At 35.8% G+C, this 26,837-nt stretch carries 20 protein-coding genes and 2 pseudogenes; 4 read left to right on the top strand and 18 right to left on the bottom strand.

Annotated features, from left to right (window positions below):
• Nucleotides 1-83 precede the first annotated feature (83 nt).
• From TTE_RS05215 to TTE_RS14220, 3 genes are all read right to left on the bottom strand, one after another.
• The gene (locus tag TTE_RS05215; protein ID WP_011025444.1) at nucleotides 84-932 is read right to left on the bottom strand and encodes a metallophosphoesterase; all 849 of its coding nucleotides are present in this window, start codon (nucleotides 930-932) and stop codon (nucleotides 84-86) included.
• A gap of 63 nt (nucleotides 933-995) precedes the next feature.
• Complete coding sequence (locus tag TTE_RS05210; protein WP_011025443.1) at nucleotides 996-1,436, bottom strand: hypothetical protein; 441 nt, start codon at nucleotides 1,434-1,436, stop codon at nucleotides 996-998.
• A 193-nt stretch (nucleotides 1,437-1,629) separates the two neighbouring features.
• Nucleotides 1,630-2,199, bottom strand: a complete 570-nt coding sequence (locus TTE_RS14220) for a hypothetical protein (protein WP_011025442.1) — start codon at nucleotides 2,197-2,199, stop codon at nucleotides 1,630-1,632.
• Between the two features lie 777 nt (nucleotides 2,200-2,976).
• On the opposite strand from TTE_RS14220, the gene TTE_RS13480 reads away from it, so the two are divergent.
• Nucleotides 2,977-3,156, top strand: coding sequence for an S-ribosylhomocysteine lyase (locus TTE_RS13480; protein WP_081427407.1), 180 nt, complete (start codon nucleotides 2,977-2,979; stop codon nucleotides 3,154-3,156).
• 53 nt (nucleotides 3,157-3,209) lie between these two features.
• Here TTE_RS13480 and TTE_RS05200 read toward each other — a convergent pair whose 3' ends face one another.
• Nucleotides 3,210-4,304, bottom strand: a complete 1,095-nt coding sequence (locus TTE_RS05200; protein ID WP_011025440.1) for a P1 family peptidase — start codon at nucleotides 4,302-4,304, stop codon at nucleotides 3,210-3,212.
• Nucleotides 4,305-5,543: 1,239 nt separating this feature from the next.
• Between TTE_RS05200 and TTE_RS05195 the strand changes: the two genes are divergently transcribed.
• A complete protein-coding gene (locus TTE_RS05195) occupies nucleotides 5,544-7,085 on the top strand; it encodes a FapA family protein (protein WP_041587139.1) in 1,542 nt (513 codons plus the stop codon).
• A gap of 60 nt (nucleotides 7,086-7,145) precedes the next feature.
• Here the strand turns inward: TTE_RS05195 and TTE_RS05190 are convergent, their stop codons facing one another.
• Nucleotides 7,146-8,549 (bottom strand): ISLre2-like element ISTte3 family transposase, encoded by a 1,404-nt coding sequence (locus TTE_RS05190; RefSeq protein ID WP_011024560.1) that lies wholly within the window; start codon nucleotides 8,547-8,549, stop codon nucleotides 7,146-7,148.
• Between the two features lie 182 nt (nucleotides 8,550-8,731).
• Between TTE_RS05190 and TTE_RS05185 the strand changes: the two genes are divergently transcribed.
• Nucleotides 8,732-11,113 carry a GGDEF and EAL domain-containing protein gene (locus TTE_RS05185; RefSeq protein ID WP_011025437.1) on the top strand — a complete coding sequence of 794 codons (2,382 nt, stop codon included), beginning with the start codon at nucleotides 8,732-8,734 and terminating at the stop codon, nucleotides 11,111-11,113.
• Between the two features lie 246 nt (nucleotides 11,114-11,359).
• On the opposite strand, the pseudogene TTE_RS05180 reads toward TTE_RS05185, so the two are convergent.
• The 7 genes and pseudogenes from TTE_RS05180 to TTE_RS14205 form a co-directional block, all read right to left on the bottom strand.
• Nucleotides 11,360-12,220, bottom strand: a pseudogene (locus TTE_RS05180) (IS1634 family transposase); the annotation flags it as partial.
• A complete protein-coding gene (locus TTE_RS14215; RefSeq protein ID WP_162828796.1) occupies nucleotides 12,214-12,351 on the bottom strand; it encodes a hypothetical protein in 138 nt (45 codons plus the stop codon). The gene TTE_RS14215 and the pseudogene TTE_RS05180, both read right to left, overlap by 7 nt.
• Before the next feature lie 491 nt (nucleotides 12,352-12,842).
• Entirely contained in the window at nucleotides 12,843-15,431 is a 2,589-nt protein-coding gene (locus TTE_RS13475) for a M56 family metallopeptidase (RefSeq protein WP_011025436.1), read from the bottom strand.
• 2 nt (nucleotides 15,432-15,433) lie between these two features.
• On the bottom strand, nucleotides 15,434-15,808 hold the full coding sequence (locus TTE_RS05165) for a BlaI/MecI/CopY family transcriptional regulator (protein ID WP_011025435.1): 375 nt from the start codon (nucleotides 15,806-15,808) through the stop codon (nucleotides 15,434-15,436).
• A 513-nt stretch (nucleotides 15,809-16,321) separates the two neighbouring features.
• Complete coding sequence (locus TTE_RS05160) at nucleotides 16,322-17,557, bottom strand: hypothetical protein (RefSeq protein WP_011025434.1); 1,236 nt, start codon at nucleotides 17,555-17,557, stop codon at nucleotides 16,322-16,324.
• A gap of 502 nt (nucleotides 17,558-18,059) precedes the next feature.
• Nucleotides 18,060-18,608 (bottom strand): transposase, encoded by a 549-nt coding sequence (locus TTE_RS14210; protein ID WP_022588875.1) that lies wholly within the window; start codon nucleotides 18,606-18,608, stop codon nucleotides 18,060-18,062.
• A 363-nt stretch (nucleotides 18,609-18,971) separates the two neighbouring features.
• The gene (locus TTE_RS14205) at nucleotides 18,972-19,631 is read right to left on the bottom strand and encodes a transposase (RefSeq protein ID WP_011025432.1); all 660 of its coding nucleotides are present in this window, start codon (nucleotides 19,629-19,631) and stop codon (nucleotides 18,972-18,974) included.
• A gap of 761 nt (nucleotides 19,632-20,392) precedes the next feature.
• On the opposite strand from TTE_RS14205, the gene TTE_RS13470 reads away from it, so the two are divergent.
• Nucleotides 20,393-21,619 carry an integrase gene (locus TTE_RS13470; protein ID WP_226990165.1) on the top strand — a complete coding sequence of 409 codons (1,227 nt, stop codon included), beginning with the start codon at nucleotides 20,393-20,395 and terminating at the stop codon, nucleotides 21,617-21,619.
• Here the strand turns inward: TTE_RS13470 and hydE are convergent.
• The 6 genes and pseudogenes from hydE to TTE_RS05125 all read right to left on the bottom strand — a co-directional run bounded on the left by hydE (nucleotide 21,539) and on the right by TTE_RS05125 (nucleotide 26,604).
• Complete coding sequence (gene hydE, locus TTE_RS05145; protein WP_011025431.1) at nucleotides 21,539-22,594, bottom strand: [FeFe] hydrogenase H-cluster radical SAM maturase HydE; 1,056 nt, start codon at nucleotides 22,592-22,594, stop codon at nucleotides 21,539-21,541. The two genes, TTE_RS13470 and hydE, sit on opposite strands and share 81 nt — an antisense overlap.
• Before the next feature lies 1 nt (nucleotide 22,595).
• Complete coding sequence (locus TTE_RS13920) at nucleotides 22,596-22,751, bottom strand: hypothetical protein (RefSeq protein ID WP_011025430.1); 156 nt, start codon at nucleotides 22,749-22,751, stop codon at nucleotides 22,596-22,598.
• Between the two features lie 137 nt (nucleotides 22,752-22,888).
• Nucleotides 22,889-23,149, bottom strand: a complete 261-nt coding sequence (locus tag TTE_RS05140) for a hypothetical protein (protein WP_011025429.1) — start codon at nucleotides 23,147-23,149, stop codon at nucleotides 22,889-22,891.
• Between the two features lie 79 nt (nucleotides 23,150-23,228).
• Nucleotides 23,229-24,245 (bottom strand): GerMN domain-containing protein, encoded by a 1,017-nt coding sequence (locus tag TTE_RS05135; protein ID WP_041587138.1) that lies wholly within the window; start codon nucleotides 24,243-24,245, stop codon nucleotides 23,229-23,231.
• A gap of 267 nt (nucleotides 24,246-24,512) precedes the next feature.
• Entirely contained in the window at nucleotides 24,513-24,788 is a 276-nt protein-coding gene (locus tag TTE_RS05130) for an AbrB/MazE/SpoVT family DNA-binding domain-containing protein (protein WP_011025427.1), read from the bottom strand.
• A gap of 597 nt (nucleotides 24,789-25,385) precedes the next feature.
• Nucleotides 25,386-26,604 (bottom strand): annotated as a pseudogene (locus tag TTE_RS05125) (IS110 family transposase).
• Nucleotides 26,605-26,837 lie beyond the last annotated feature (233 nt).

Raw genomic sequence — 26,837 nt, 5'->3', positions numbered from 1 at the left:
CAGCAGGATCTTTAAGTTAATTGGACCTATTAGTAAAAAATATACAGCCTTTTGCCTTTACTATCCCTTAAACAAATGCCTGTTTACTTTTCTTTTGACAGTGTCAAAACAACAATTTCTGGATGGTTGAAAATCCTTTGGGGAATAATGCTGTTTCCAAGCCCCCTGCTTACAATCATAGTACAGCTCCCTCTTTTGTATTCTCCTGATGTATATTTAGGGAAAAACCCCTGGTTCGGCGCAATCAATCCACCTATAAATGGAAGCCTTACCTGTCCGCCATGAGCATGTCCAGATAAAACTAAATCAAATCCATACTTACTGTATAATGTAAACATCTCGGGTCTATGGGATAAAAGAATCTTAAATGCTTCGTTTTCTTCTATTCCATTCACCGCTTGTTTAATTTCATTTTCAACTATTTTTGTGTCCTCATATATTTCTTGAGTTGACGCAGGGTCATCTATTCCTATAATATAAATCTCATCTTTGTCTTTAACGATTCTGGCATAGGTATTTCGTAATACATGAACCCCATTCTCTTTTAGAACTTTTTCCAGAACATTAAAGTTTCCTGACCACCATTCATGATTTCCTGTCACAAAATAGGTCGAGGCAATTTTTACAATCTGTCTTATCAGTTTCAAACTGACCTCCGCATCAAAATGACTGCTGTCCATCAAATCCCCTGTAAATACTATTAAGTCTGGCTGTGCATCTTCAATTTTCTTAACAAGATTTTTATGTCTTTTACCAAACTCCTTACTGTGTAAGTCTGATAAATGAACTATTTTGTATCCATCAAAAGCTTCAGGCAATTTATGGGATTTAACAGTGATATTTGTAACAGTTATGAAATTGTTTTCAAAATACAAAAATACCCATGTGCAAATACATACAATAATAAAAACCAAAACTTTTGTTCTCTTCATAAAATCTATCCCCTTATCTTAATACACAAATTTACATTGTTATATCGATACAAAAGCCCATTTTCATCTTTTTATTTTTTCCTGATAGTAGTTTTTAAAAGCTAAAACATCATCATAAAATCCTGTTTTAAATATTAAAATATTTACTGCTATTATAATTATTGCTAGGATAACTAAATATAAAGCACCACCAAAAGCATCTAAAACATTTAACACACGCAGTAATTCCCAAACCAAATAAGCAGGTAATAAACCGGAGATTAAAATATAAACCATTGATAATAAAAACATAGTTAATTTAAACGCTATTCTATTCCCCTTATAGTACAAAAATATATTGAATAAAACCAGTCCCTTAATGATGATTTTTTCTGCTGATAATCCTTTGATACCATTAGATATTAGATTAATAGTAAAATCTCCGAGTAAAAGAAGAATTAAAATAACTATACCAGTATTTACAATTTTCCTGCCTCTGTTAACCTGTTCACTACTAAAAAGCAAAATTATCTCACCCCTTTCCTACTGATTTACTACACTTATTTTTCGGTTTTTCTATATTAACAACACACATCACATGCCCTAAGCATTTTTTATTCAGCATAATTTTTTATTTCCTAATATCTTTACTTTTTTGAAATCTGTTTAGCAGTTTTTACCAGTCCTCAGGTATTTCCAGTAAAAGTCCCTCTTTTTTTCATGAAGTCTCAAAAGGAACAATTTCTTCTATCATTACGATTTTTTCTACACCACGTTTATTTAACTCTTCCAAAACTGCTTCCATTGCTTTGTTCACAATTTCTATGGTTGTTGCTGGATTAAACCAAAAAACTGTGCTTGAAATATGCTTATCTCCTGCATAGACAACTGCTCCAATTGCATCTGGAACAGGTGCTACGTATGGAAAGTGACTTAAAAAAGATAAGCACGCTTTTATTTCTTCTTTTCCGGTAATTATACTGCTTGGCCCGGTTAATATTTGTTCTTCTATTAAGAAATCAGACATAGGCTCAAATATTGGAGCAGCAGTTATCCATGAATCCAGCTGGAAAGGATCAAGATTTTCTTTCTTAAAAAATTCTTTTGCCCGCTCAACATTACCAAGTGTTAATTTAAAAGGAATGTTATTCTTCTTTAAGAAAAGCAGTGTTGTTTTTAAACCGCGCAAATACTTTGCATATTCATCTGCTTTTATACTTTTTTCAATTACAGCAAATTCCTGTGGACTCTCTGATATTTCTTCCAGTTCATCCCAGTATTTCTGCATTTCTGCCTGTATGTCCGGACGCTTAAAATACTCTTTAAATGTGTAGAAAGGTATAGCTATTTCATTAAAAGGTAATAAATTAAAGGACTCTTTGAACTTTTTCGCACTTTCCCATATTAGTGGATCTGGCCACCAGCATATTAACCTGTCCGAATTTAGTACCTCTTTTTCTAAATTCTTTTGCTGCTTTGCTGTAAAAAACTTTCCTTCGTATTTTTCACTTAAACAGGCTGCTATTATTAAATTTTCTTCTTCCCATATGTGCCATGTTAAATCCGCAAGATCGTTTGCTGCTTCTTCTTCATCGGCTGTTGTTTCTTCTTTATCAATGATTGCCTTCAGAGGATTCCATTCTCCTGAATCGCTCTGTTCTGCAACTAATGCAACATCAATTTCGGTATCATTTATGTAAGGAAAAACCAGATTAAAACTGCGCTGTTTCCCGCCCTTAGATTGAGAATAATTGATTATAATCTTGTCTTTTCTGTTTACTATTTTTCTCGTTATTAGCTCCCTACCTCTTTTGACTCTTTTAATTACATTTTAAAATTTTTTTGTGTACAGTATCAACCATTTTTTGTTTATAATCCAAGAACCAGAGCTAAAGTTTCGGTGTTTTAAGCTTGCCTTTTGAATATGGTTTATGAATATAAAAAAATAGAGCATTTATTCTAAATGCCTGCTGTAATAGAATGAGAAATAAAATTAAAAGCGGGCATTCAAAAAAATCCCCACCCTAACTATTGACAAAAAGCCAAAAAATTTAATGTAACACCCCTGAATGAAATTAAAGAAGCGGTGAAGACCTTCCTAAAAAGGGTTTTAGAATCAGAAAAAGTTTCTGCCGCTAACAAAATACCGTGCAAGAACTTCAGGGATCACTCTCTTGAAGGTGCAAAAGAAGTGGCTAAAAAAGTTTCAGATGAAGGAATATTAATTCTGGAAATAATCTCTTAGCACCTAAGATAGGTCTTTTTTGTGTTTGTCGTCGCACAATATATAATGATTATTTAGTCCTGCCTTATCATTTCCGCCAGCTTTTCCACCGGCAAAAGCGGAGCCTCATGGTAGTCCCTTCCCACTATTCTTTCCGCTGTAAACATGGAGTCCCATACGGCCTCTTCCACGGCTTCTACCACCGCTTGAAATACTTTGTTTATATCACCGGAATGTGGAGATATAGTCTTAATCTCCATCACGGGCTCACCGTAATGGCAAATCTTGTTTGCCGTGGAAAAGGCGATGGCAATGTCGCCGCTTCCATTCCCCATGAAGGAGCCCGTCTTCGCAAGGCCTAAGACTCCCCTCTTTGCTACCCTCTCCAGACCGTGGGCATCCATCGGCGCATCAGTGGCGATGACGATTATGCAGGAACCTTGGTCTTCTTTCGCCGCCTCTTTCCCTTTTTTTATTTCTTCCTTCAACATCCTTCCCACATTTTTCCCGTTGAAAATAAGGTCTTCCATCCTGCCGTAGTTGGTGAGTAAAAGGACACCTACTGTATAGACTTTGCCCCCTATTTCGATCCGTCTGGAGGCTGTGCCGATACCACCTTTAAACCCGTGGCAGATCATGCCCGTGCCTGCACCAACGCTTCCCGTTTCGAACTCATTTTTTGCGCTTTTTATGGCCGCAATGACATGTTCCTTTTTCACATGCCTTCCACGAATGTCGTTGAGATAGCCGTCGTTGCACTCCAGCACCACCGGATTTACGGTGCCCGTGGTAATGCCGATATCTTCATTAAAGGAGAGCATGTATTCTATCAGACCATCGGCAGCAGTTCCAACGGACAGCGTATTCGTTAAAATGATAGGTGTCTCCAGCGTTCCCAGTTCTTTCACCTGGATAAGCCCTATAGATTTTCCGAATCCGTTCCCCACGTAACATGAGGCGATAAGTTTTTCCTTAAAGATGTTTCCGCTGTGGGGCACAATTGCAGTTACTCCTGTCCGCACCGGCCCTTTTCCGGGGATAAGCTTTCCTTCGCCGGAAATTAATGTCACATGTCCAACCGTTACTCCTTCTACATCAGTAATAGCATTTAAAGGGCCGGTCGGAAGCAGGCCTAATGTAATACCGTATTCCCTTATCCTCTTTCGCATTTTCTTCCCTCCTAAGGCAAAATAGGGTAAATCTACACAGCTTCTTTTTTAATTACTTTGTAAAATCCTGAATAATCTTTCATGCTCTCATACTCTTCCATAGAGTGCATACCAATAAATCCACAGGAACGGGATATTTGGCTTACATCCCATTCTGCAAAACAGTTGTGAAGGGGAGTGTCACTTTTTTGATCACAATTATCAAATCAAGGTTGCAGTTAAGTCTATATACTTGTGTAAGAGGGATTGAGCCATTCCCCTCCCCTGGTTAGAATAAAAGTGGAAACAAAGCCAAAAATCATTCTTCCGGGATGAGAAATAACTCAATACAATATTACCATAAGATTTTGAAATTTTGCATTACCTTTTTGTAAAAAGAGCTAAAGATGAAAAGCTAGCTAAATTCGTAGAGTCTGTGCTTACTCGAATCCTGGTATCTCGGACTACTGAGCAAATCAAAGCTGAATCCTATAAAAGAACAGAAAAGAGACAAGACTAACGTATAGTCACTAACGTTGGTACCCTTCTCTTAAAGAGTTTCAAGACTTTGCAATGGTAAATTTACCAGTGACCCTTTTAAACGTAGATTCCCAAGACTGGAATCTGGCATTCGTCTAATTGGAGCTTTACTAATAGGACGGGAAAGAAGTATATTTAGAACATGAGAAAGTATTTTGGGTAGCAAAAAGAGACTTCAAAAAATCAAATGAAAAGGTTATTTCAGTAAAATGACTATTCAAGTTCAAATTTTTGTGTAAAATTTTCATTAGGTCAGAATTAAGTGTTAATTAGTTACCATCACTATTATATTACTTTTGTGTCTTTTTGAGTTGACCTTCTTAAAATAATTTTCTTAATTTTTTTTTTTTTTTTTTTTTTTTTTTTTTTTTTTTTTTTTTTTTTTTTTTTTTAGAAGGAATTACGGTTTTTTTGTCGAATATAGTAATCTAATAGATAATAACGTAAAAATAGTATGGTGCGCCCGGCATGGAGTAAGCTAAAGCGTGGAAGTCCCATATAGGCCTGGTATTAAACGTGCTAAAAGCAAGGGTATTTATCGTGTGGTGAAATCTTAAGAAAGCTTAGGGCAAAATCGCTGCCCGATGAACAAAAACTACATATATGGCTGCTTGGAACGGATAAATATGAAAAACAAAGCTCAGCAACGCTTAAAGAGTTCCTGTATTTACGTATATCATATTTTATCCATTGGGGCGCTTAACATATGGGGGTGTTTTTATGAAAATAGAATTAAGCGATATTTTGAAGAAAATGGGGATTATTTTAGAAATCTCGGATGATGAAATGATTGTAACCTTAAGAAAAACCCTTTTTTCTTCTTGGGGTGATATAGATATCTATGAATTTTTAAATATAGTGGAAAGCGAACTTCGTAAGAACGGAATTATAGTAGGTATAGATAAAAGTGCGTTAATTAGCGTATATACCCAAAATAAAAAAGAAGCGGTGATAGCAAGAGGAATACCATATAAAAGTGGCAGGGATGGTTATCTGGAATTTATTATAAAAATCGATAAGCCAAGAATTCTTTATACAGAAACTTTTTCTGAAGAAGATATATTTGATATGGCAAGTATACCCTTTGCAAGAAAAGGTGATGTTATCGGGAAACTACATAAACCCATAAAAGGTGAAAATGGAATTAGCGTAAGAGGTAGAATTATAAATGCACCACCTGTAAGAGACGTTGAAGTAAAAATTCTCAGCGATTCCATAGTTTTTAAAGAAGATGAAGATAAGATAGTTGCGATAGCTGACATTAGACCGGTTGTTCATAAAAAAGATGAAACTGATAAATTTGTATATCTTTTTTACTCTATTCCTGTGTTCTTTTACAAAGGAAGTATCCCGAAGAATTCAAGACTTGTAACATTCGAGGGCGATGTTATAATAAACGGAAATGTCGAAAAAGGTAATCAAATAATTGCTTCAGGAAATGTTCAGATACTGGGTTCAGTTTACGAATCAGTAGTTGAGGGAGGGCAAAATATTATTATCTCTGGCGGAATTGTTGATAGCCAGTTACACGCCGGTTTTTTACCAGGAAACATTTTTGATAAAATAGAACTTCACGCTGTAAATCTTATTGTTGAGAAATTATCGGCAATTTTCCTCCATATTAGAGAACTACCAACCGTTATGAATAATTCCAGACATTTAAGTGAGAAGATCAAATTAATCGAAACCTTAAAAGAAGAGTTAAAAACATCATCAACAGAAATAAGTATGATACGCAGTTCAAATGTACTTCAAAATCTTCTGGAGGATTTAAAAAGTCTCGTTAAAACGCTTAACAACATTTTGGATTACGATATTATTGGTCTTATAAAACACTTGAATTCATTAAAAGAAATCTATGAAAAAATCCTCTTCATATCAAGAATTTTAACAGAGGAACATGAAAACAAGGGACATATACTTGCAAAATGGGTTCATGACAGCAAAATTTACGCTATGAAGGACGTAATTATAACCTCAGAAGCAGGCTGTTATAACACAAAAATTTCTACAAATGGTTCGGTTTCTATTAATGGTAAGGTTAGGATGAGCACGATCGAATTTAAGAAAAATATCTTCATAAAAGAAGCCGGATCGCTTGGCGTTGGTAGTCGTGTATTATTAAAGGGAAGTAAAAATTCAATAGTAAAAATTCTTTACGGCTATGAAGGAGTCGAACTATACTTTGATAAAATAGGCTACAAATTAAGAAATGGTGAAAAAATAAAATTATATTTGGACGATAGTGTCAAGATACTGTAGGATTTTTTTAAGACAACCCCTGAAACTTAATTAATTCAGGGCTTCGTTTTATCATGTTCTTTATATAACTTGTGCATATTTTAATGCTCTTAAAACCCTATATATTGGCGTTACTTTCCCTATATTCAAAACCGTAATATTGTTTATTTTTTCATTTGTAGACGTTTTAACTCTCCTTACTGCCTCTTTTATTTGCTTCTCTGTTAATTTGTAACTTCCTGCATTTATATTCTTTTTCTTGCCCCACTCTACTTCTCTTAAGTCTCCTCCATTCTTGCTAAATACCCTTAATTTCGCCATTAACTTTAATCCTTCTCTGCTCCACCCTAATGGATTCCTGCTAAGTCTTGCAGAAAATACATGGCTTATATGCCCTTCTGCACTGCACCCTATTACATCTTCGTCTTCACTGTATATCTTTATCCCTTCCCAATTGTTTAGTATGTATCTCTTCGCTTCCTTTATCTTTTCTTTTTCTTTCTCTTCTTTTGCTATCTTTATTAACTCACCAAATATTTTCTTCACTCCTTCTTTATCCCCTTCATTTATTGCTCTCCATATCTTATCCCTATACTTTGGCTCTTTTGATGTTGCTTTTAATACGTATTTGTTTAAATGATATCTGTCTAACACAAACCTTGATTTTACTATCCATTCTAATCCCTCTTTTATCCATGGTGCTCCATCTCCTGCTATGTATATCTTCTCTATCTTCTCTTCCTTGTAATTTTCTTCTATGTAATTCGCTACATCTATCCATATGTCTTCTGCTTTCTCTCCTACGTATGCCTTGTAATACACATTCTTCAGTACGTTCCTTCCGTTTTTCTCTTCCCTACCTTCATGTATGTATATCAATCGCGGTGTTTCACTGCTGCCATCTTGTAAAGGTACATGGTCTTCATCTGCTTCTATGTATAAAACCCTTACTTCCTTCTTCTCTTTTATTTCTCTCTTCACCTCTACTTCTCCTATTTCCCTTATTGCGTTTAATACCGTCTGTTTACTTATTTTCTCTGGACATGCTTTCTCGCTACTTTTCTCGTATGATTCTTCTATCGCATTTTCTACTAACTTTATTTTTACTCCCTTTTCTATCCTCTCGTGCCGTCCTATCTCTAATGCATCATCCACTAAATATGTATATCTACCATCCTCCCTTGATTTGTAATATGTCCTCTCATATTCAATATCCCCAAGGACTGTCGTTAATCTCTTTTTATCTTTCCTCTCTACTACCCATTTTTCTTTCCTTCTCTTGTCTTCTTTTATTATCCTATCTAACTCCTCAATAATTGCTTCTATTGCCTCTCTACCTAGTTTGTCCGTAAGTTCTTTTATCCTTGCTACAAGCTCTGTAATATTCATTCCATTCTTTAATAAATCCTCAAAAACATTCATCATTTCCCTAGTGAAATTTAGAGCATTTTGTAGTATAATATCCTCAAAAATATGTTTTTTCACAAGAGACACCCCTTTCGTGTTTTTTGTTTTCCACAATCTATTTTATCACAGGGGTTGTCTCTTGTTTTTTCACTTTAAAAATCCTACGATAATTTTACACTATGATATTTGGACAAAGATGAAAAAGTCGTCGAAGACATTGTTTAAAAAATAGTTGTCAAGAAAGGAGAAATTAATGGCGAATGATAGAGAAGATGCCTAGTGAGAGGAAAAATAAGAGTTTTATTGAAGAATCAAAGAAATCAATTGCTTATCTTCAGAAGAAAGAAGAATTTTTAAGCAGAATTTTTGAAAACGAGCAGATGCTTATAGTAGTCTGGGCATTGGATGGTAGAGTAGTTTGGTTCAACAGATATACCCAGGCTGTAATTGGTATAGCCGTTGAAGAACAAACAGAGAGGATAGATATAAGTTCAATAATTCCCAGGGACATGATAAGCCGTATAAAAGAAAATTTGGACGATACTGAAGATAGAGGCATTCATTACAAATGTGAAAATCCAATGGTTTTGAAGGATGGCAGACAAATTTATATTATGTGGCATAACAGTATTATTTGCGATGATGAAGGAAACAGGTATATTGTTTCAACTGGTATAGACATTACAGACCTAAAGAATGCCGAAAGAAGACTTGAAGAAGCAAATAGTAACCTTTTTGCTTTAAACGAGGAATTGATGGCTCAACAGGAAGAGCTCTCTGCAATGAATGAAAAACTTATGGCCCGAGAAGAGGAGTTGAGGCAGAACTTAATTGAAATAAAAAGGCAGCAAGATGAATTGAAAAGAAGCGAAGAACGCTACAGACTGGTAGTTGAAGGAGCAAGCGATGGACTATGGGACTGGGATTTGATAACGGATACGGCTTACATATCCGAGAGGTGGAAGGATATCATTGGTTTAGATAAAGAAGTAGTAAACAACTATTATGAAACATGGATTAAATTCATTCATCCTAGAGATATTAAAATAGTCATCAATAATCTACGTAATCATCTTGAGAAAAAGACACCATTTTATTTATGCGAATACAGAATCAAAACAAAAGACGGTAGATATATTTGGGTTCTAAGCAGGGGAAAGGCATTGTGGGATGAAGAGGGCAGAGCCATAAGAATAGCAGGGTCGCACACGGATATTACTGAACGGAAACAGATGGAAAGCAAGTTAAAATACATGGCATTCTATGATCCTTTAACTGGCCTTCCTCGCCGGGAGGTGTTTATGGATAGGCTCAAAATTGCCATGGCAGATGCAAAAAGGAATGGGAAGAAACTTGCAGTGTTTTTTGTCGACCTTGATAATTTCAAAACAATCAACGACTCCCTGGGACATCATATAGGTGACAGGCTATTGAAAAAGGTTGCCAGGAAACTGAAAGCGTGTCTGCGTGAATCAGATACAGTATCCAGAGTGGGCGGTGATGAGTTTGTTATTTTGCTACCTGACATAATTAATATTGACGATACAAATAAGGTTGCAAACAGAATATTGGAACTTTTCAACCAACCGATAAAGTTCAATAATTATGAATTGTATGTGACTATTAGCATAGGTATTGCCATATATCCTGACCATGGAAAAAATGAAAGAGCTATAGTCAAAAATGCAGATATAGCGATGTACAAGGCTAAAAGAGATGGGAAAAATAGTTTTCAATATTTTGACAGTATTACGAAGAAAGAAGTCGAAATTGCCAGCACAATAAGAAGAGATTTAAGGTTTGCTTTGGAAAAAGGTCAGTTCTTTTTGCACTATCAGCCTATTGTTGATGCAAGGACTGGTAAAGTAGTGAGTATGGAGGCACTGTTGAGGTGGCAGCATCCTAAAAAAGGACTGATCAGTCCCATTCATTTTATTCCAATTGCTGAAGAAACACGACAAATAATATCTATAGGTGAATGGGTGTTAAGGACAGCCTGCAAGCAAATGAAAGAATGGCGTAATATGGGGTATTATGGTTTTAGTGTTTCGGTGAATGTTTCAGTGCATCAGCTGCAGCAACCTGATTTTGCAAAGGTTGTATTTGATATACTAAACGAAATTGAACTTGAACCAAGATTCTTAGAACTGGAGATTACTGAAACCGTCCTTATAGAAGCAATGGATACGGTGGTTAGAAACCTTTATCGCTTGAAGGAAATGGGGGTCAAAATAATAATAGATGATTTCGGAACGGAAAATAGTTCTTTCAAATACCTCCAAAAATTTACGGTTGATGGTTTGAAAATTGACAGGTCGTTTGTGAGCGAGATAAAGGTAGAGGTAAATAAGGCTATTGTCGATGCGATTACTTTCTTGGGGCACAGGATGAAACTCGGCGTAACTGCCGAAGGTGTGGAAACAAAAGAACAGCTTGATTGTCTTGTAGAGAGCGGGTGCGACAAAGTTCAAGGTTATTATTTCAGCAAACCGTTGCCTCCAGACGAGGCCATTCGAATGGTTCAGAAAGAATCCAATTATTTCATCTTTTCTCCTTCTACCCAAAAGTGTTGCAAGAAAGTAGACGGAACAAAAAAACATAGTGGAAAGGATAAGACCTTAGGGAAGTCTGAAAATACTTGAAAAAATTTCGCATTCTTATCAAGAGTTGGGATGGGTATTTTCTGAATAGCCGTCCTTAATTGTTGTATTGGAATACAACGGTATTACTACTAAATACACACATCAAATATTAAAACTATATTTTGTCTTACTATCTCAATAAATGCAACATTTGATATTTAATATTTTTAACTTGACTTTGTTAGTTCGAAACCCAAAAGGCTTGGGAATACAGGTATTGACAAAAAATGGGCGTGAAATTTGTCACTACATTACTTTTTCCATACCTTCCTCATATGTAATGAAATTTCTTGGTGCTTTTATTTTCATCACCTTCAATATGTCTTCAGCTTCCTCCTCCATCTTTTGTTTGATTAAATATTTCTTCCCATTTATCTCTATCTCCACAAAATTCATTGAACCTATCGCTTCTTTTATTCTATCACTGCTTAATTTTTTCCCCTTAGACCTCAAACTGTATTCTAAAGTTCTTTCCAGTAAAAATGCTAAATAACACACAACAAAATGCCCTCTTATCCTTTTCTCCGTCCAGTGAAATATTGGTCTTACCTCCAGACAACTTTTCATTACTCTGAAACACTGCTCTATCTTCCATAAATCATGATATGCATTCAAAACTTCTGTCACACTCATTTCTTTCTTGCTAGTCTGAATTGCATAAAAACCGTCAAATTTCTCATCTCTCTTTATTGCTTCTTCATCCAGTACATATTCTTCTGATTCGGAAATGCGTCTTAAATATTTCCTTCCGCCTCTCTTTTCTGCTGCCCTTACATTGCCGGGCTTTTCTAAAAGTTCTTTTGCTTTTTCTACTAGCCTTTGCCTCTCCTCTTTATCTCTTTTGGCCCTCTTGCTTGAATAGGTTATTATTAGATTCTCAGGTATCTTGAATATTTCCCCTTCTCCCGTTTTGATAATATTCTCTCTTTCTATGACCTTGAATCTAAACTCTTCACCAAATATTTCTCTGTCAAATCTCCACTTTTTCTCCTCAAGAACTTGATATCCTTATTCATCAAATACTCTATCTAAAATCTCTTTACTCATGTTTTTCAGTCTGCTTGCCACAATGTAGTCGTATCCCGCTTCTTTTATCAGCTTTAAATGGGGTCATTTTTGAGTTCATCAATTCTACCGAGATTAAGCAAGACTTTCTGCTTTATTTTACCATTTTCGCGATAATTATGGACAATTTTGGCATACTCATAGCCACCAGCTTTAGTTATTTTGAGAAACATATGGCATCACCTTTATGTTAGTTTATTACATTATACTACAAAAAGTGAATATAGTCAAGTATTATGGCAATAATTAGGAGTAAAATTGTCCCTACAGTTTTGAAAAATTTTTTAACCCTAAAAACAAAAAACCCTTGAAAATCAAGGGTTTGATATTTTTTACCAGCCTAAAAATGGCCTCCAACTGACAAAGTCGAGAAAAAGTTTTTCCGAATGGGCAGGGTCATGGTTCAAGGAAAAAAGGGATAAGTGGCGTAAATCCCGAATTTTTCAAGGCCTTACCACTTATCCCTTTGTCATTCTGTAAAGACTTAATCCTTAATCCTTTTCCCTTATTCCTCCCAACCAGAACCACTTTTTTCGCATGGGGAAAAGGAATAAATGGGAAATACACTTGCCGCTAAGTCTTTTGGAATTGGGTCAGACTGGATAGCAATGATTAACATTCAATTTTACACGATGAGGAGGCAGTAAGGCATAATCTATATGCTTTATTTTGTATTTTTGTATATGAGCTGTGGCTCACTATCGACAATTTTATATCTATATTCTTTAACTATAGTCCCATCTTCTTTTGTTTTCCTAAAAATTACAAGGTCGTAGCCGTCATTAGTTTTACTTTGAGAAGTTTCATAAATGTATCTAATACCATTTTCGATTCGTTCTCTCGTTCCAATCCACCACGGATAATCATTAAGAAAAGGAAATTCTGTTCCGCCAAACAATTTATTTGATGCCTCTACATTTATATTTACAAGCTTCTTTTCTACATAGGCTGCACTTACCTTTGCTGTTCTTCCAATATTCTTTAAATATTCTGCTGCTTGTGCTTCCTGCTGCTTTGCAAGCTCTGGATAATATTTATCTGCAGAAATGACTTTATCGTATAGTTTCTCAGGAAACATCTTTTTTAGTGAATCTATGTAGAACGCTCCATCCATTGGCTCCTTATATTCAAGCAAAGAGTACACACCTTTTTCATTTTTGGAAAATGTTATAACAGTTGGAATAGCACCACTCCCGCTGATCTTAGTAAAAATACCGTTCTCAAAACCAAAAGCTCCAAAACTCGCTATGGTATAAACCTTAATAATTCCATCTTTTTCCTCTACATCAAGGATAATGTGTCCCTCCGTTGCTGCCTCTCCTTCATTATATGCAAGCCTTCTAGATTTTATAGCATAACTTACCGCCTCATCTAAATTTTCAATTTTTTGAGTCTGTAGCTGTGAACCAAAATCAATCCCTGTAATCAACCACTTTCCTTCCAATTTTTCCACTGTCAGCGTGACCCCCGTCCTCCATTCCTCACCAGGAACGCTCGTTATTTCTACAATATCTCCTGTTACTAAAAATTTAGCTTGGCCGATCTTAGTAATATCCTTTATATCAATCCTGTCCGGCCACGGACTTGAAACATATTTCCCTGGAGCCTTTGATGGATCTCTAATCCATTCGGCAAGTAAATCCTGCGAAACATACTGACTATAATTCTCTTTTATGAGCTCTCGACAACCTTCTTTAGGAGCAAGTTTATCTACATTCTTCAACCTTTTACCAAACCCCTCCACAACTTTTTTTACTTCGTAATCCGGAGCTGGTTTAAAACTCTTAGCAATCTTAATGAGTTGAGATTCGTTGACGTATTTTGCATCAGCGTAAATATCATAAGCAATCCCATCTTCTTCAAAAATTAAATATATATGATTCTCGTTTTTTATTGAGTTATCTCCGGTTGCTGCAGGAGGAGTTATATCAAGGTTTACCAAAACCGCCTTTGTAATTAATCCTTCTATCTCCTTTTTACTCTTGACCTCCGAATGGTTAGGCAAAAACAAAAGTTGATTCGGCTCATAACCTATTATCTGAACTCCTCCGACAGGAACGTTATCCTTTTCAAATACGAGTTCCCCGCTTGATATTATTCTCGTAGTGGTAATAATTTTTAAAATAGTGTTTTTTTCTGTAATTAAACCAGGTGTGTCTGTTTTTACCTTCCAATCGGTAGGTATTTCAATAGTGTAATACCCTATCTGTAGTAAAGTTTTTGATGTTGGATTGGTTAATAAGAAAACGGTAAGGATTATAAACACAATTAAACCCGTGATAACAAAAAATCTCTTTCTATTTTTAAAAATATCCATTATCTTTATCATTTCTATCCTCCTTTCTATATTACTTTTATCGTCCATCATCCCAACCAGCTTAAAAGATATATGCGGAGTATTTAAACCTTCCAGCACTGTTATTAGAGTTCTCCCGTATTTCTTTCGTTCATTATTCTCCAAAATATCAAGTACTTTCCAATCGGCTGCTACCTCCATGTCCTGACGAATTTTTTTAAAAAAATACCATATAAAAGGATTGAACCAATGCAGTATTTGCAGTACCAGTAACAGATAATTTACAAGAAGGTCTTTTCTCTTCAAGTGGGCAAGTTCATGAATGAAAATATACGATATTTCTTCTTCATTCAGCTTTAAAATTTCTGGTGATATCAATATGTACGGCTTAAAAATTCCAAAAATGGCGGGTACTTTTATCACATCCTGAACAACTATTTTGATATTATTTTTCATATACATCCTTTCTTTACATTTTTCCAGAATACTATATAATGAATCGGGTGCGGATTTTCCGCGTCTCTTAATTTTTTTGTGGAATACAAAACTGGATAATATAATAAATGTAAAAAATATCATTGCAACAGTAATCCAAATATAGGCCAAGATCTTTACCTCATTTTTTGAATCAGAAAGTCTTGTCGATTCATCCACTATTGAAATATTATCTTTTTCAAATCGATCATTAATAACAGGCCTATTATAAATATTTTCCTGATATGATTGATAATGCAAAAAATCAACACTTTGTTCAACTTGGGGCATTAAATTGAAAAAACTTAAGGCACTTTCCGGACCAAACGGTAAAATCAGTTTTAAAATAAGCACGACCCACAAAGCATAATGCCATTCCGGACTAATTTTGTTGTTTAAAATTCGTTTTACAAGAACAATAAAAAGCCCAACTATAGAAGCCTGAATAGAAATTAAAAATACGGTATAAAAAATCTTTTCCATGTTCACACTTCCTCATCCAGAAGTTTTTTCAACTTTTCGATTTCTTCCTTGGAGACCTTTTGTTCTTTTATAAAACTTGCAAGCATCAAGCTTAAAGACCCGTTAAATACCCTCTCCAAAAAGGTTTTGCTGGCATGAGATCTATATTCTTCTTCACTTATTACAGGAAAATAAATATACGCTTTTCCTTTGCTTTTTTCGGCTTTTAAAGCTCCTTTTTCTACAAGACGATTGATAAGAGTATGAATAGTTTTCGGTTTCCAACATGTTGTCTTCACAAGCCTTTCTACAATTTCCGAACTTGATGCTTGTTTAAGTTCCCAAATTATTTTCATTACTTCTAATTCGGACTCTGATATTTTAGGCATTTTTTTCATATTAATATCACCTCCAATTTATATTACAATTGTAGTCTATCATTAGATTACAATTGTAATCCACAATTGTCAATACTTTTTTATCCGCCGAACCATTTTTCTAGAACCCTTTCCTTCCACTCCAACCCGTGTAAAATCCACATGAAATTTTATGGGATGGAAACTTGCGTAAAAAAAGTTTTTCCAAAGGGGCAGGATCATGGTTCAAAGAAAAAAGGGATAAGTGGTGTAATCTTTCTTTTTCAAGGCCTTACTACTTATCCTTTTGTTATTCCGTAAAGATTTAATCCTTAATCCTTTTCCCTTTTTTACCCCTCAATAGAACCACTTTTTTCGCATGGAGAAAAGGTATAAATGAGAAATATATAGTTTGGAAATAAGTAGTAAGGATCAAGGTTTAATTCTAAAAAGCAATACATATATTTCGTTGGCAAAAATCATTTTATTTCTTGAAGTTTTTCAATGCCAAGGTTATAAAAAACTCAATTAGTTATTATAAAAATATGCGTCAGTTCATGGAAGATGGTATGCCATTACTGCTAATTTCACTTCTCTGTTTCGGTCACCATTTATATGGAAACGGTAATTAAACCAACTTTCATCTTCTTTATTAACAAATCCAAGGTAGTTCTTATGTTTAGGCGTTTCCTCCTCAATCGTTCTTAATACATCAGATATAGTCTTATTTTTTACAAACAAAATTATCGCTGCCTTAGAATCTCTCCACGTCAAATAGCTTAATAGTTGACTTATCGCCTTGAGGTAAGCAGCCTTCCCTCTCCAGAATTTGCATTCCGCAATAAAGACATTACTACCTTCATATCTCAGAAGTATGTCTGTTTTTCCGTTCTTATTAAAAGTCTCCCCTGTTGCTGAACCTTCAAAATGAGGCTCAAGCAGCATTAAAAAATGATCCCTCAATTGCTCCTCGCTTTTGCCTGAGTAAACGGACGGTTTCCTTTCAAACTCTTTTCCCATTTCATGGATTAATTTAAGAATATCTCTATATGTTTGCATATCAAGTGCTGGTTCTGGAGTAAATCCCTTATCAAAAACTTGAGGCTTTACTGCAATTTTCTTTTTTACTCCTGGGGGAGGAATAACAAAAGTTTCTGGAACATTCTCAGAACGTTTGATTGGAACAACTAAACTCGAAAGTAAGTTTCGCCTTTTCAACAACTCCTGTTTTCGACTCCTGAAAATCTCTTTTACTTTTGTCCGTAATGTATTATTAAAGCTATTTACTTCTTCGTTAATATGAGCCTCCATTGTTCTTAATTTCTCTACGGTTGATTCGTAATCTCTATTAATTTCTTCAATACTATCTCTAAACTGAATTCTTCGAAAAATTAATTCTGATTTGTCTATAAACATTTCTTCCGTCCATAAAAGTCTGGTACTTGGTGTATAAGTAAGAAGTTTTAGCTCTCCTTCAACTGGTATATGGAAATAAATTACCATTTTGGGATAAGATTTACCCGCATATACAAAAAAATCGTTAGGAAATAACTCTGCTGGAATAAGCTCTTCTTTTTGCTCTGCATAAGCCTGTTCGTATTTTAGTCTAAGAGGTTCTATTTTATATTCATTAACTTTGTATTCAATGTATTCTACTTCATTAACATTCAATAAATAGTTTTCTGATTCCTCAAAAATGCTTTTTCTTAAGGCTTCTTGTATTTCTTGTAAATAAGATGATAAGTCACCGTTTTCATAAAAAACGCGGATTTTTCGTAATCCGTAAGACATTTTTCCGCCTCCTAATCTAATTCCCCAATTATCTACTAAATAGCCTTTTAAATACAACTTTACTTACCCAATTAATCACTATTTGTACCAATTTCACATCCTAATGGCCTCTATGAAAAAACAGGGTACATAAATATTGTCCACATGGCCTTTCATATTTTTCAGTATCAAAGCATAAGGTATTTGAATGGCAGCTTACTCTATTAACATATCTTGGAATATGCTCTTCTTACCTGCTTTGTTATAAACCTATTTGTTACACATTTCACTAATACCACAAAAATAAAATGTTCCTGAAACAGTCATGATTCCTCTCGTTAAAATTTTTATTTTTTAATAATGATTCTAGTAGTGTAGAAACTCAATTTTAGAATCTGCTTTTCTGTACTTTGACAAATTTATTTAGGTAAATTGTGGTAATTTGCACCTATGATAACAAAAATCCAGTGTAAAGTCTACCAAGAAAAGCTTATATTTTACCTTTATAATACGTTATTACCATTTATTGAGCCAATATGGGCACGCTTCCCCTTTGGATCTTTGGAATAGCTTTTTTAGCTCGCTCCAACATATATCTTGCAAAACGCTTAAAGTTCTGGGTCAATACCTTTAAGCCTACGTTTACTCTACATTTTACAAGTCTCCTTACTCGAAGCTTCGAAAAACCGTGACCCCTCTTCAAGGCTGAATTGGTACCTTCTATTGCAGCTCTTTTGCTCTTGTCTTCCTCACGCCTACATTCTATCTTTTCCCGCTGTTTGGCTGCTTCTATCGATTTTAGATTTATCCTTACCACGTAATCTTTTTTCTGTTCTTTACAGTAACATTGATTTTTCAATTTACACATCGCACAGGCTTCTTTTGGAAAATGGGCCACCGTCTGCCCCTTCTTAACACCGGCATGGATGGGTATTATTCCCTTTGGGCACTTCGTTATCACTTTCGTTTCTTCATCTATTTCATATTCGGTCACTGATATCCTAGAGATGGGCTTCCTACCGCTTAAGTCGGTAAAGTGAAGCTCCACCCCGTTTTCTTTTGCAATTTGCACTGCTTCTTCGGAGTAATAACCACCGTCTACATAGACTTCTTGGCATTCGGTATTTTGTTTTACAATAGGTAGTCTTTCTTTTAAAAGTTCTACATCGCTTTTTATGTTTTTTTCTACCGTATAGTCTGTTATGAGCTGGAAGGGATTTTCTTTTGAACAGGTTTCGCTGAGGTTTAAAACGTATCCGCTTTCAGCTTTGTTCCCTTTCTTGCGATAGGTAGCATCCTCATCGTATGCTGACTGAAGGGAGTCGCTGGGTATGCTTTTGCTGTCTTTGGCCTTGAGCTTCCTGGTTTTTTCGTCGTAGTATGCCTGTTCTGACAGGAATCTTGTGAGGATTCTATATGCATCGGATTTCCCAAGTCAGGGAATGTTTTCGATTGTTTCCTTTGCTTCCTGGCACAGATTCAAGAGCATTTCGAGCCTGCTTTCGCTTTCTGAAGGCTTGGTTTTATGTATCACTTCTGTCTTGAATTCAGGGTTAAGGACTTCTTTCAGGTTCTCTGAAAGTCTATCCTCAGGGATGGATTTTACTGCCCTGTAAAGTACATCAAAGGCAAGAGCAATTCTTCCTGCTTTTTTGATGTTTGACATGAACATGGTAGAGTCCATGCGCTGTTCTTTCATGGATATGCCTGCTTCTTTAGCAAAAATCCTGGTAAGATTTAAAAACTGCCCGAATATTAAGTCTTCTTGTTCAGGATGTTTTATGAGGTATTGGTATATCCTTGCTCTAAAGTCATACAGGGTTTTCTCTGAAAGATTCATGCCTCCTAATGTTCTTATTCCTACGGCATAGTTTATCAGGTAATTGAAGTTAAAGTTTTCAATAAGTTCATCATCAGAGTAGTTTTTAAGGTGTTTTATGTATTCCAGGGAAAGGAGTATGTTAACCGGGAAGTTAGGCCTTCCTGTATCACTGTATAAGACTGAAAAGGGTTTTTCATCGATGTTGCAGAACACGTATTTATAGAATATGGGTGCCCATGATTTTTCGAGTTCGGTCTTTATTCTTGAGTCCATAAAATTGGTGCTTCCAAATAATGTTTCCTGCGGTTATGATTGTTTTCTCTGAACAATTGTAACACCCCTATTTACTGTGGTTTTTTCTTCCTTAATTTTAGCATAAGTTTGGGAAAATTTGTATACCACCTATGTATCCAATGAGTTTTATTTATTCGCTGTTTCGTATATTTATGCTTTGTGGGAAAGGAAAAGGGGTTTTTACACTAGAATCAAATTTTCTTTTTTTGTACAAAACAAAAAGTACCTAGTATTATTATCATAACCAGGTGCCTTCTGTCCAAGTAGATATACCTTCAAACAGCCTGTATTTTGGGCCAACATGGGGATATACCTACTTGACATATGCTTCGGCAGCCTGGCAGGGATAGAAATCATTTTTTACCTTACTTTTTTACTCCTCTGCCTTTTAGCATATGTCAAGTTTATTTCCTTCTTCTTCTTTTAAATTTTTCCTATAGATGAGAAAATTCAATAACAAATATTACCATCACATAGTTAAACTTTGCCTATGCCAGCTTTAACTGTGTAAAAATATCATCAATATGGCGATTTATGTAAGCAAATCTTCGTATCTATAAGTATAAGTTTAAATGTCTTTCTCTAAATTGTCAAGGACATAACATGCTTTGGATTGTAAATGAGCCACAGTTTCGTTCACACTACTTTATTAAAGTGAAAAAGACATTGCAAAGGGTGGGTATCCCTGGGGTATTATGGATATGGCACAATAAAAACCCATTAAGGAGGGAACCCACCCAATGACATTATACCAAAAACTTAAAGCTTCGGGTAATCCCCAGGCTATTGCTCAAGTTACTATCTCTTTGCTTGAGTCTCATTCCGTTAAAGAAACCGCTAAAATCTTGGGTGTTACTCCAAGGTGGGTGTATAAATTAAAAGAGCGTTTCAGGCTTTCTAACGGCGATATATCAGCCTGTATCAAAAAACGAGGGCCTAAATTCCGCATGCCTACCAGAACTCCAGAACATATCGAAAATTTGGTCGCAACTTTAGCAAAAGAAACTAATCTAGACTCTAAAAGATGGGCTTTGTTCATCAAAAATACCTTCAATATCCAGCTTTCTCCTTTTACCATCCGTAATATCAGAAGACGTTACGGCATCCGATGCCAGAAACATATAACAATTACAGACTCTCGCCGTTTCGCTGCGGATTTCTCCGCTTTTGAACCTTTGCAGTTCTGGCAGTTCGATTCAAAGCATATCGCCGATCAATCGGCTTTGCCTCCAGAAGCATATGCCTCTATTTTTAAAAATAAGCTCCCTCTTTATCAGTTCACTGCTATTGATATTAAAACAAGATTGCGCTTTATCGCGTATGCCGATTCCCTCGATTTCAAAAACAGCCTGACTTTCATGCTGCTTGTGGCGGCATGGCTTAGAGCTTTCAGTGTAAAACATCAACTTTTCTTCCAAACAGATAACAGAGCAGAGTTTGGAGGCAGTGCCACTTCTCGCAAAAGAAAACTCATTCAAAAACTTATTTTCGATCATTGGAATGTATCTTTGCTTAATATCCCGGAGAGAAACAAGAAGACAAATTGCTTCGTTGAGCGTTCTCACCGCACTGATGATGAGGAGTTTTATGCTTTAAACTTGAATAAGGCAACTTCAAGGAGTTCGTTTCTGAACATGGCGCAAAATTGGATACTATATTTCAACTACAGACGGCCGCATTTCGGCAAAAACATGAATGGAATGACTCCTGTTGAGGCATTAAAGTTTTATCGCTGCCTTTATCATCCTACAATTGGTTTCATGCCTGTGGTTGTTTTGGATCAGCTTTCTAATTACGTTTCTTTACTTTTTGACATTTCTTCGTTGCCCTGGGATAACCTGCCCAAAAATAAAAAGCTATTGAATGAAACTATGACACATTACAATTTAGCTCACAGAAGCTCTTTTGTAGTGCCTGCTCTGTCCCTTCCCCTGCCCGACCTTCCTGCCCACCGAAACAATGATTGACTCAATGCATCCTCTGCACTTTGTCGCATCCTCATTTATGCAAATCTTGCCAGGATACAGCTCATATTTGAGCTTGTACTCAAGCCTGTTGACGTTCGGCATTACAATGTTTGCACCACACATGAGCCCCTTTTGTCTTCCCAGCGGGTCTAAAGTGCCAAGTGCAGTTGTTGCCGGAATATTAGCATCTGGATTCAAAAGCCTCAAAATGGCAATGCTCTTGAGCGTCAAATCAACTGAACCTTCTTTTGCATCTTTTAGAGGCGTTTGGGGATGAGGAATAAAAGGTCCAATGCCTATCATATCTGCATCCAATTCCTTTACAAGAATTATGTCCTGTGCCAAATCATCCAACGTCTGACCTGGAAGGCCTATCAAAAAACCTGTCCCAAGTTCATACCCAAGTTTTTTGAGCCACTTAAGGCACTCTATCCTGTTTTCAAAGCTCATGCCAGGATGATACTTTCTATATAGCTTTTCATTTGAAGTTTCAAACCTCATCAGAAACCTGTCCGCCCCGGCATCTTTAAACACCTTGTACTCATCATACGACCTTTCACCAATCGAAAGTGTTATAGCAACGTCAACCACCCTTTTCATCTTCTTTATGATTGAACACAGCCTGTCTTTGGTGTAATACATGTCCTCACCAGACTGCAGCACCACAGTGCGGTACCCCATTTGATATGCTCTTTTTGCAACTTCTACTATCTCATCTTCCTGCATTCTGTACCTTTGAGCATTCTGGTTGCTGCGCCTCAGTCCACAGTAAAAACAGTCGTTTTTGCAATAGCTTGAAAATTCAATAAGTCCCCTCAAAAAAACCTCGTCGCCAACGTGCTCTTTCCTTACCCTGTCTGCTGTTTTGAAAAGAAGATCTTTATCCTCACCTTCTGCCATCAGCAAAAGTTTTATCTCATCCTTTGTGAGATTGCTCTCATGATACGCTTTTTCTAAAATCTCTTTCACTTTCATCTTAAACTCTCCTGTCATAAAGCAAATTTTGAGTATTTCTATCTACTTTGCCGGAATTGATTTTATTATACCACATTTTAAAAGGGTTTAAAAGCATTTTGCCATCCACGTCTGCGTCAAGATTCTGTAGGTAAAAAATTTTTATAACTGACCTCACCGTTAAAAATCTAGGAGTTTAAAATTAGTAGTTTATATATATTGCTAATTATGTTAAATTATTACTTCAACAAATCATAAATATCCGCTTTCTTTTTTGCTTTTTTAATGTAAAAATATATACTAGTTGTTTACTACTCAAATACCTACTGCTAATCCATTTACTCGTATTAATTCCTTTAAAACGTATTTTATCCATGGCTTGCTCGCAAATGGACCTTCCAGTATCGGTAATGAAACTCTTAACCATTCTTCTATGTCTTCTTCCGCGTATTTTCTTTTTTCCTCCTGCTTTGTCGGCTGCATTATCTTTTTTATTTCATCTCGGACCTCACCTTCCTTTGTTTTGATTTTTGATTTTCCCCCAGTGAGGTCTTTTTTTCTGCACTCATACCTCATTTTCCTGCTTCGTTACCTACTGAAATTTTACACTATCTTAGAAAATTTTTTGCGCCTTATATTGAAATCCTCAGCACAATTACCTGTCTACCTTCAAAACTTCGTCCTTGCCGAAGACAAAATGCCCGGACTCGTATCCCTTACCTTCCACATTTAAGATGACACCTTCTACTCCAAAGTTATAGCCGTAGGTGTTTACTATGCTGTCTATAAGTAGCGCCTCATATCCCGAGCCGGCATTCATCTCAGTGATAAGTTCTTTAGAAAAATTAAGCCTCAGAACATTTTCTCCTTTTTTTATATCCAAGAGTCGTGTGTTTTTGCTCAGTACTCTGTACTTTTCGCTTTTCAAAAGTTCAGTTATCCTCTCCACAAGAGTTTCGCCGGTTTTAAACTTCTCTACTACCCTATCTTCCAGCAATTTATCCACGTTTTCTGAAGGATAATAAATTGTCAGCTCTTTTGCAGGCAGGCAGTTGTCTTTTTCAGCATCGCCAAATTTAGAAAGATTGTCTTCTACAGTCATGTTATCAGATGCAAATCTTTGTTTGACAAGCCCTACACCTTTTGCAAAATATCTTTCTAATACAAAATCTCCAGACTTGCCCACAACTTTAATACATGTAAATTCTCCTGCAGGTACTTCTACCTTCTCATTTAAGCTTTCAATAGTCCAGACAATGCTACCGTCTTGCCAGCTGACTTTTTCTTTTATGGGTGATTTTAAATAATACTCTTCATGGGTAGGTTCTTCTGCAAGATAGTTTATCCTGTAATAACTTTCTTCGATAGAATTAATCACCTTCACGCCTTCATTACTTACTTCAAAAACTTTTGCTACAACAGTACCTCCATTGTCATAAGAGAACTGAACTCTGTTTCCTTCAATAAATTCTATATCCACTCTTCCACCTGCAAATTCATTGCCGATACCTTCGTATTTCCAATAAAGATTTTCCGAAACCGGAAAGTAATCGGTCACTTTTGTTTCTTCCTTGGGTAAACTACTTTCGGGGCTTTGATTTTCCCTAGTGCAGCCTGTAAAAACTACTGATAAAACCAGCACTGTCGCGATAGCAAGAAAAATCTTTTTCAATTTCAAAACCTTCTTTCTTAATTATTTTTCATAGGTCCTTACAAAATCCGTGTAATTTTTTATAGCTAGAATAATTGCAAAATTATAAATGTATTGCATCTTAGCCAAACTTTTCTAGAAACTGCGCCGGTGTCAAAATTAATGGTTTTTCAATTTTAACATCAAGAAGATCTTTATCCCTTGTACCTATGCTTTTCTACTATAATTTTCATTATTTCATCCATTTGTGTATTGGGAAACAATATAGCAGAAATTAAAACATTTGTATCAACCATTATTCGCATGTTGCTCTTCCCACATTTCTTTCCTGATCTTTTTAACTAAATCAACTATATCCTGTTCACTTTTTAAACCAGCTTTTTCTGCTTCCCCTTTAAATTCATTTTGTATTTGACGAAGTGCAAACACTGCTGAATTTTCTATAATAATTTTCCCATTCTCTTCAATAAAAACTACCTTATCTCCTTCTTTAAGGTTCAATTTTTTACGTATTTCTTTAGGAATTGTAATTTGGCCTCTTGTTGTCACTTTTGCCAATTCCATACTATCCCTCCTTTACGCATTGAAAATAAGATTTTTCTTACTTTCATTGTACTTCAAACTTAATAAATTATCAACTACTTTTTAACTTTCTGTGCGTGTCAAGATGTCGTAGATAAAAATTTTTTGTAGCTGACTTCACCGCTAATAACTTTTAAAACATATTTTATCCATAGCTTGCTCGCAAATGGCCTTTCAGTATTGGTAATGAAACTCTTAACCCTTCTCCTACGTCTTCTCCTTAGAATAAAAAGAACTCAAACCAGAAAACTATCACATTTAGAGTATTAAAAAGAAATTATGAGAAAAGTAAATAATAGGGTTGTTTCAGAAAAATAACCTTCTTTACTACTGCCCAATTATTTTTTAATAACCTAGCATCAAGGAGGGCAAAAGTCAGGCGTAGCGTATCCCTAACACCAAGGGACAGCGACAGTACAATGAATTGAACAGAGTGATAAAGAAGGTTCATATTCTATCCCGAAAATAAAACACCGCTAAAAAAGACAAAAAAACAATAACTATACAAACCTATAGTATTCCGCTTAAAAAATTACTCTATAGGTATTATGAGGCATTGTATTAAATTGTGCATAAACCTTACGCTGTATCCTCCACGGTGACTTTTAATCCTAATGCCTCTAATTTCTTGATGGACTGTTTCACAATTGCTTCTTTCTTGCGTTCTTCGTAATAGTTTACTCCTAACTCATTATATCTCTCTTTTCGCTTTAATAAATAATACACAATCGTAAGAATACTGTGAGCTACAGCAACTACAGCGCGATTGGCTCCTCGCCGGGCAGCTATACGGTGATATTGCGCTGATAAATATGTATCTTTCGTGTGAGCAGCGGCTCTTGCAGCTTCTACTAACACAGACCGTAATTTTTCGTTCCCTTTTCGTGTTCTACCCGATTTTCTTTTCCCTGCACTTTCATTGTTACCTGGAGCTACCCCCGCCCAGGAGCAAAGATGCGCAGCCGAAGGAAATTGGTCCATGTTAGTCCCAATCTCAGCTATTATGTGTTCAGATGTGCGTCTGCCTATTCCAGGAATAGTGTCTAAACGTTCCAAGTCCTCTTCAAAAGGGAGCATTCGCCTCTTTATCTCTTCATCCAATAAGGCTATTTGTTCATCGAGAAAATCTATTATGTGCCAGCTGTGTCTTTAACATTAATCTTTGATGTGGCCCTATTAAACCATTTAAAGCTTTCTTTAGTTCTTCTTTCTTATTCTTTAATCGTTTCTGAGCCAATTCGGATAAAATGGCAGGATCTTCTTCTCCATTAATTATAGCTTCAATCATCGCACGTGATGATTTCCCCAGTATATCTGTAGTTACAGAAGCAAGTTTAATATTTGCTCCCTCTAATACTTTTTGCATCCGGTTTATTTCTCTGGCACGTTCTTCTATTAAGCTCCGTCGATATCTTATTAATTCCCGCAATTCCCGCTGCTCTCTTGAAGGAATATAACTGCCCTGCAGTAAACCATGCTGCAATAATCCTGCAATCCACTCCGCATCCTTTACATCCGTTTTTCTGCCCGGTACATTCTTAATATGATTAGCATTTACTACCATTGGATTGAGCCCCTCAATCTCAAGAATATTGTAAATGGGCTTCCAGTAAGAACCTGTACTTTCCATCGCTACATGTGTACACCTTTTACTTTTAATCCAGTCCACCATAGCTAGTATATCTTCAGTCATTGTGGAGAATGTACGTATTTCTTTTTCTTCTGGTGTAATTACACAAGCTACTACAGTCTTTCTATGAATGTCTAAGCCACAACAGCGTGGATATATAACTTCCATTTGTATCATTGTCCAGCGGCTTTTAAATTTGAAGGGCTGGTGCAACAACCTCTATCGATTATTCTATCCCGCGTGCTTCCATATTGGAGCAACAGTCTGTGGTGCACCCGGTCGTTGTGGTTCAGTCTAACCATCGAGCTCGAAGCATCAAAATAAAAACGACCTGCCTTCACCAGCCGCTAAAAAAATTATACTAGATTTTATGAGTATTTTCATCCTCTGCTGGTGATGCT

Origin of the sequence: Caldanaerobacter subterraneus subsp. tengcongensis MB4 (genome assembly GCF_000007085.1) — a bacterium.
Taxonomy (GTDB): Bacteria; Bacillota; Thermoanaerobacteria; order Thermoanaerobacterales; family Thermoanaerobacteraceae; genus Thermoanaerobacter; species Thermoanaerobacter subterraneus.
The sequence above is the reverse complement of the archived record's forward strand: the minus strand, read 5'-3'. Positions and strand labels throughout refer to the sequence as shown.

Coding starts and splice junctions, on each gene's coding strand:
- TTE_RS05185 (WP_011025437.1), top strand. CDS start 8,732: ATGATAGAGAAGATGCCTAGTGAGAGGAAAAATAAGAGTTTTATTGAA.
- TTE_RS05140 (WP_011025429.1), bottom strand. CDS start 23,149: ATGAGGTATGAGTGCAGAAAAAAAGACCTCACTGGGGGAAAATCAAAA.
- TTE_RS05160 (WP_011025434.1), bottom strand. CDS start 17,557: ATGTCTTACGGATTACGAAAAATCCGCGTTTTTTATGAAAACGGTGAC.
- TTE_RS05215 (WP_011025444.1), bottom strand. CDS start 932: ATGAAGAGAACAAAAGTTTTGGTTTTTATTATTGTATGTATTTGCACA.
- TTE_RS14220 (WP_011025442.1), bottom strand. CDS start 2,199: ATGCAGAAATACTGGGATGAACTGGAAGAAATATCAGAGAGTCCACAG.
- hydE (WP_011025431.1), bottom strand. CDS start 22,594: ATGAAAGTGAAAGAGATTTTAGAAAAAGCGTATCATGAGAGCAATCTC.
- TTE_RS13475 (WP_011025436.1), bottom strand. CDS start 15,431: ATGGAAAAGATTTTTTATACCGTATTTTTAATTTCTATTCAGGCTTCT.
- TTE_RS14215 (WP_162828796.1), bottom strand. CDS start 12,351: ATGTTTCTCAAAATAACTAAAGCTGGTGGCTATGAGTATGCCAAAATT.
- TTE_RS05195 (WP_041587139.1), top strand. CDS start 5,544: ATGAAAATAGAATTAAGCGATATTTTGAAGAAAATGGGGATTATTTTA.
- TTE_RS14205 (WP_011025432.1), bottom strand. CDS start 19,631: ATGGACTCAAGAATAAAGACCGAACTCGAAAAATCATGGGCACCCATA.
- TTE_RS05130 (WP_011025427.1), bottom strand. CDS start 24,788: ATGGAATTGGCAAAAGTGACAACAAGAGGCCAAATTACAATTCCTAAA.
- TTE_RS05165 (WP_011025435.1), bottom strand. CDS start 15,808: ATGAAAAAAATGCCTAAAATATCAGAGTCCGAATTAGAAGTAATGAAA.
- TTE_RS05200 (WP_011025440.1), bottom strand. CDS start 4,304: ATGCGAAAGAGGATAAGGGAATACGGTATTACATTAGGCCTGCTTCCG.
- TTE_RS13470 (WP_226990165.1), top strand. CDS start 20,393: ATGACATTATACCAAAAACTTAAAGCTTCGGGTAATCCCCAGGCTATT.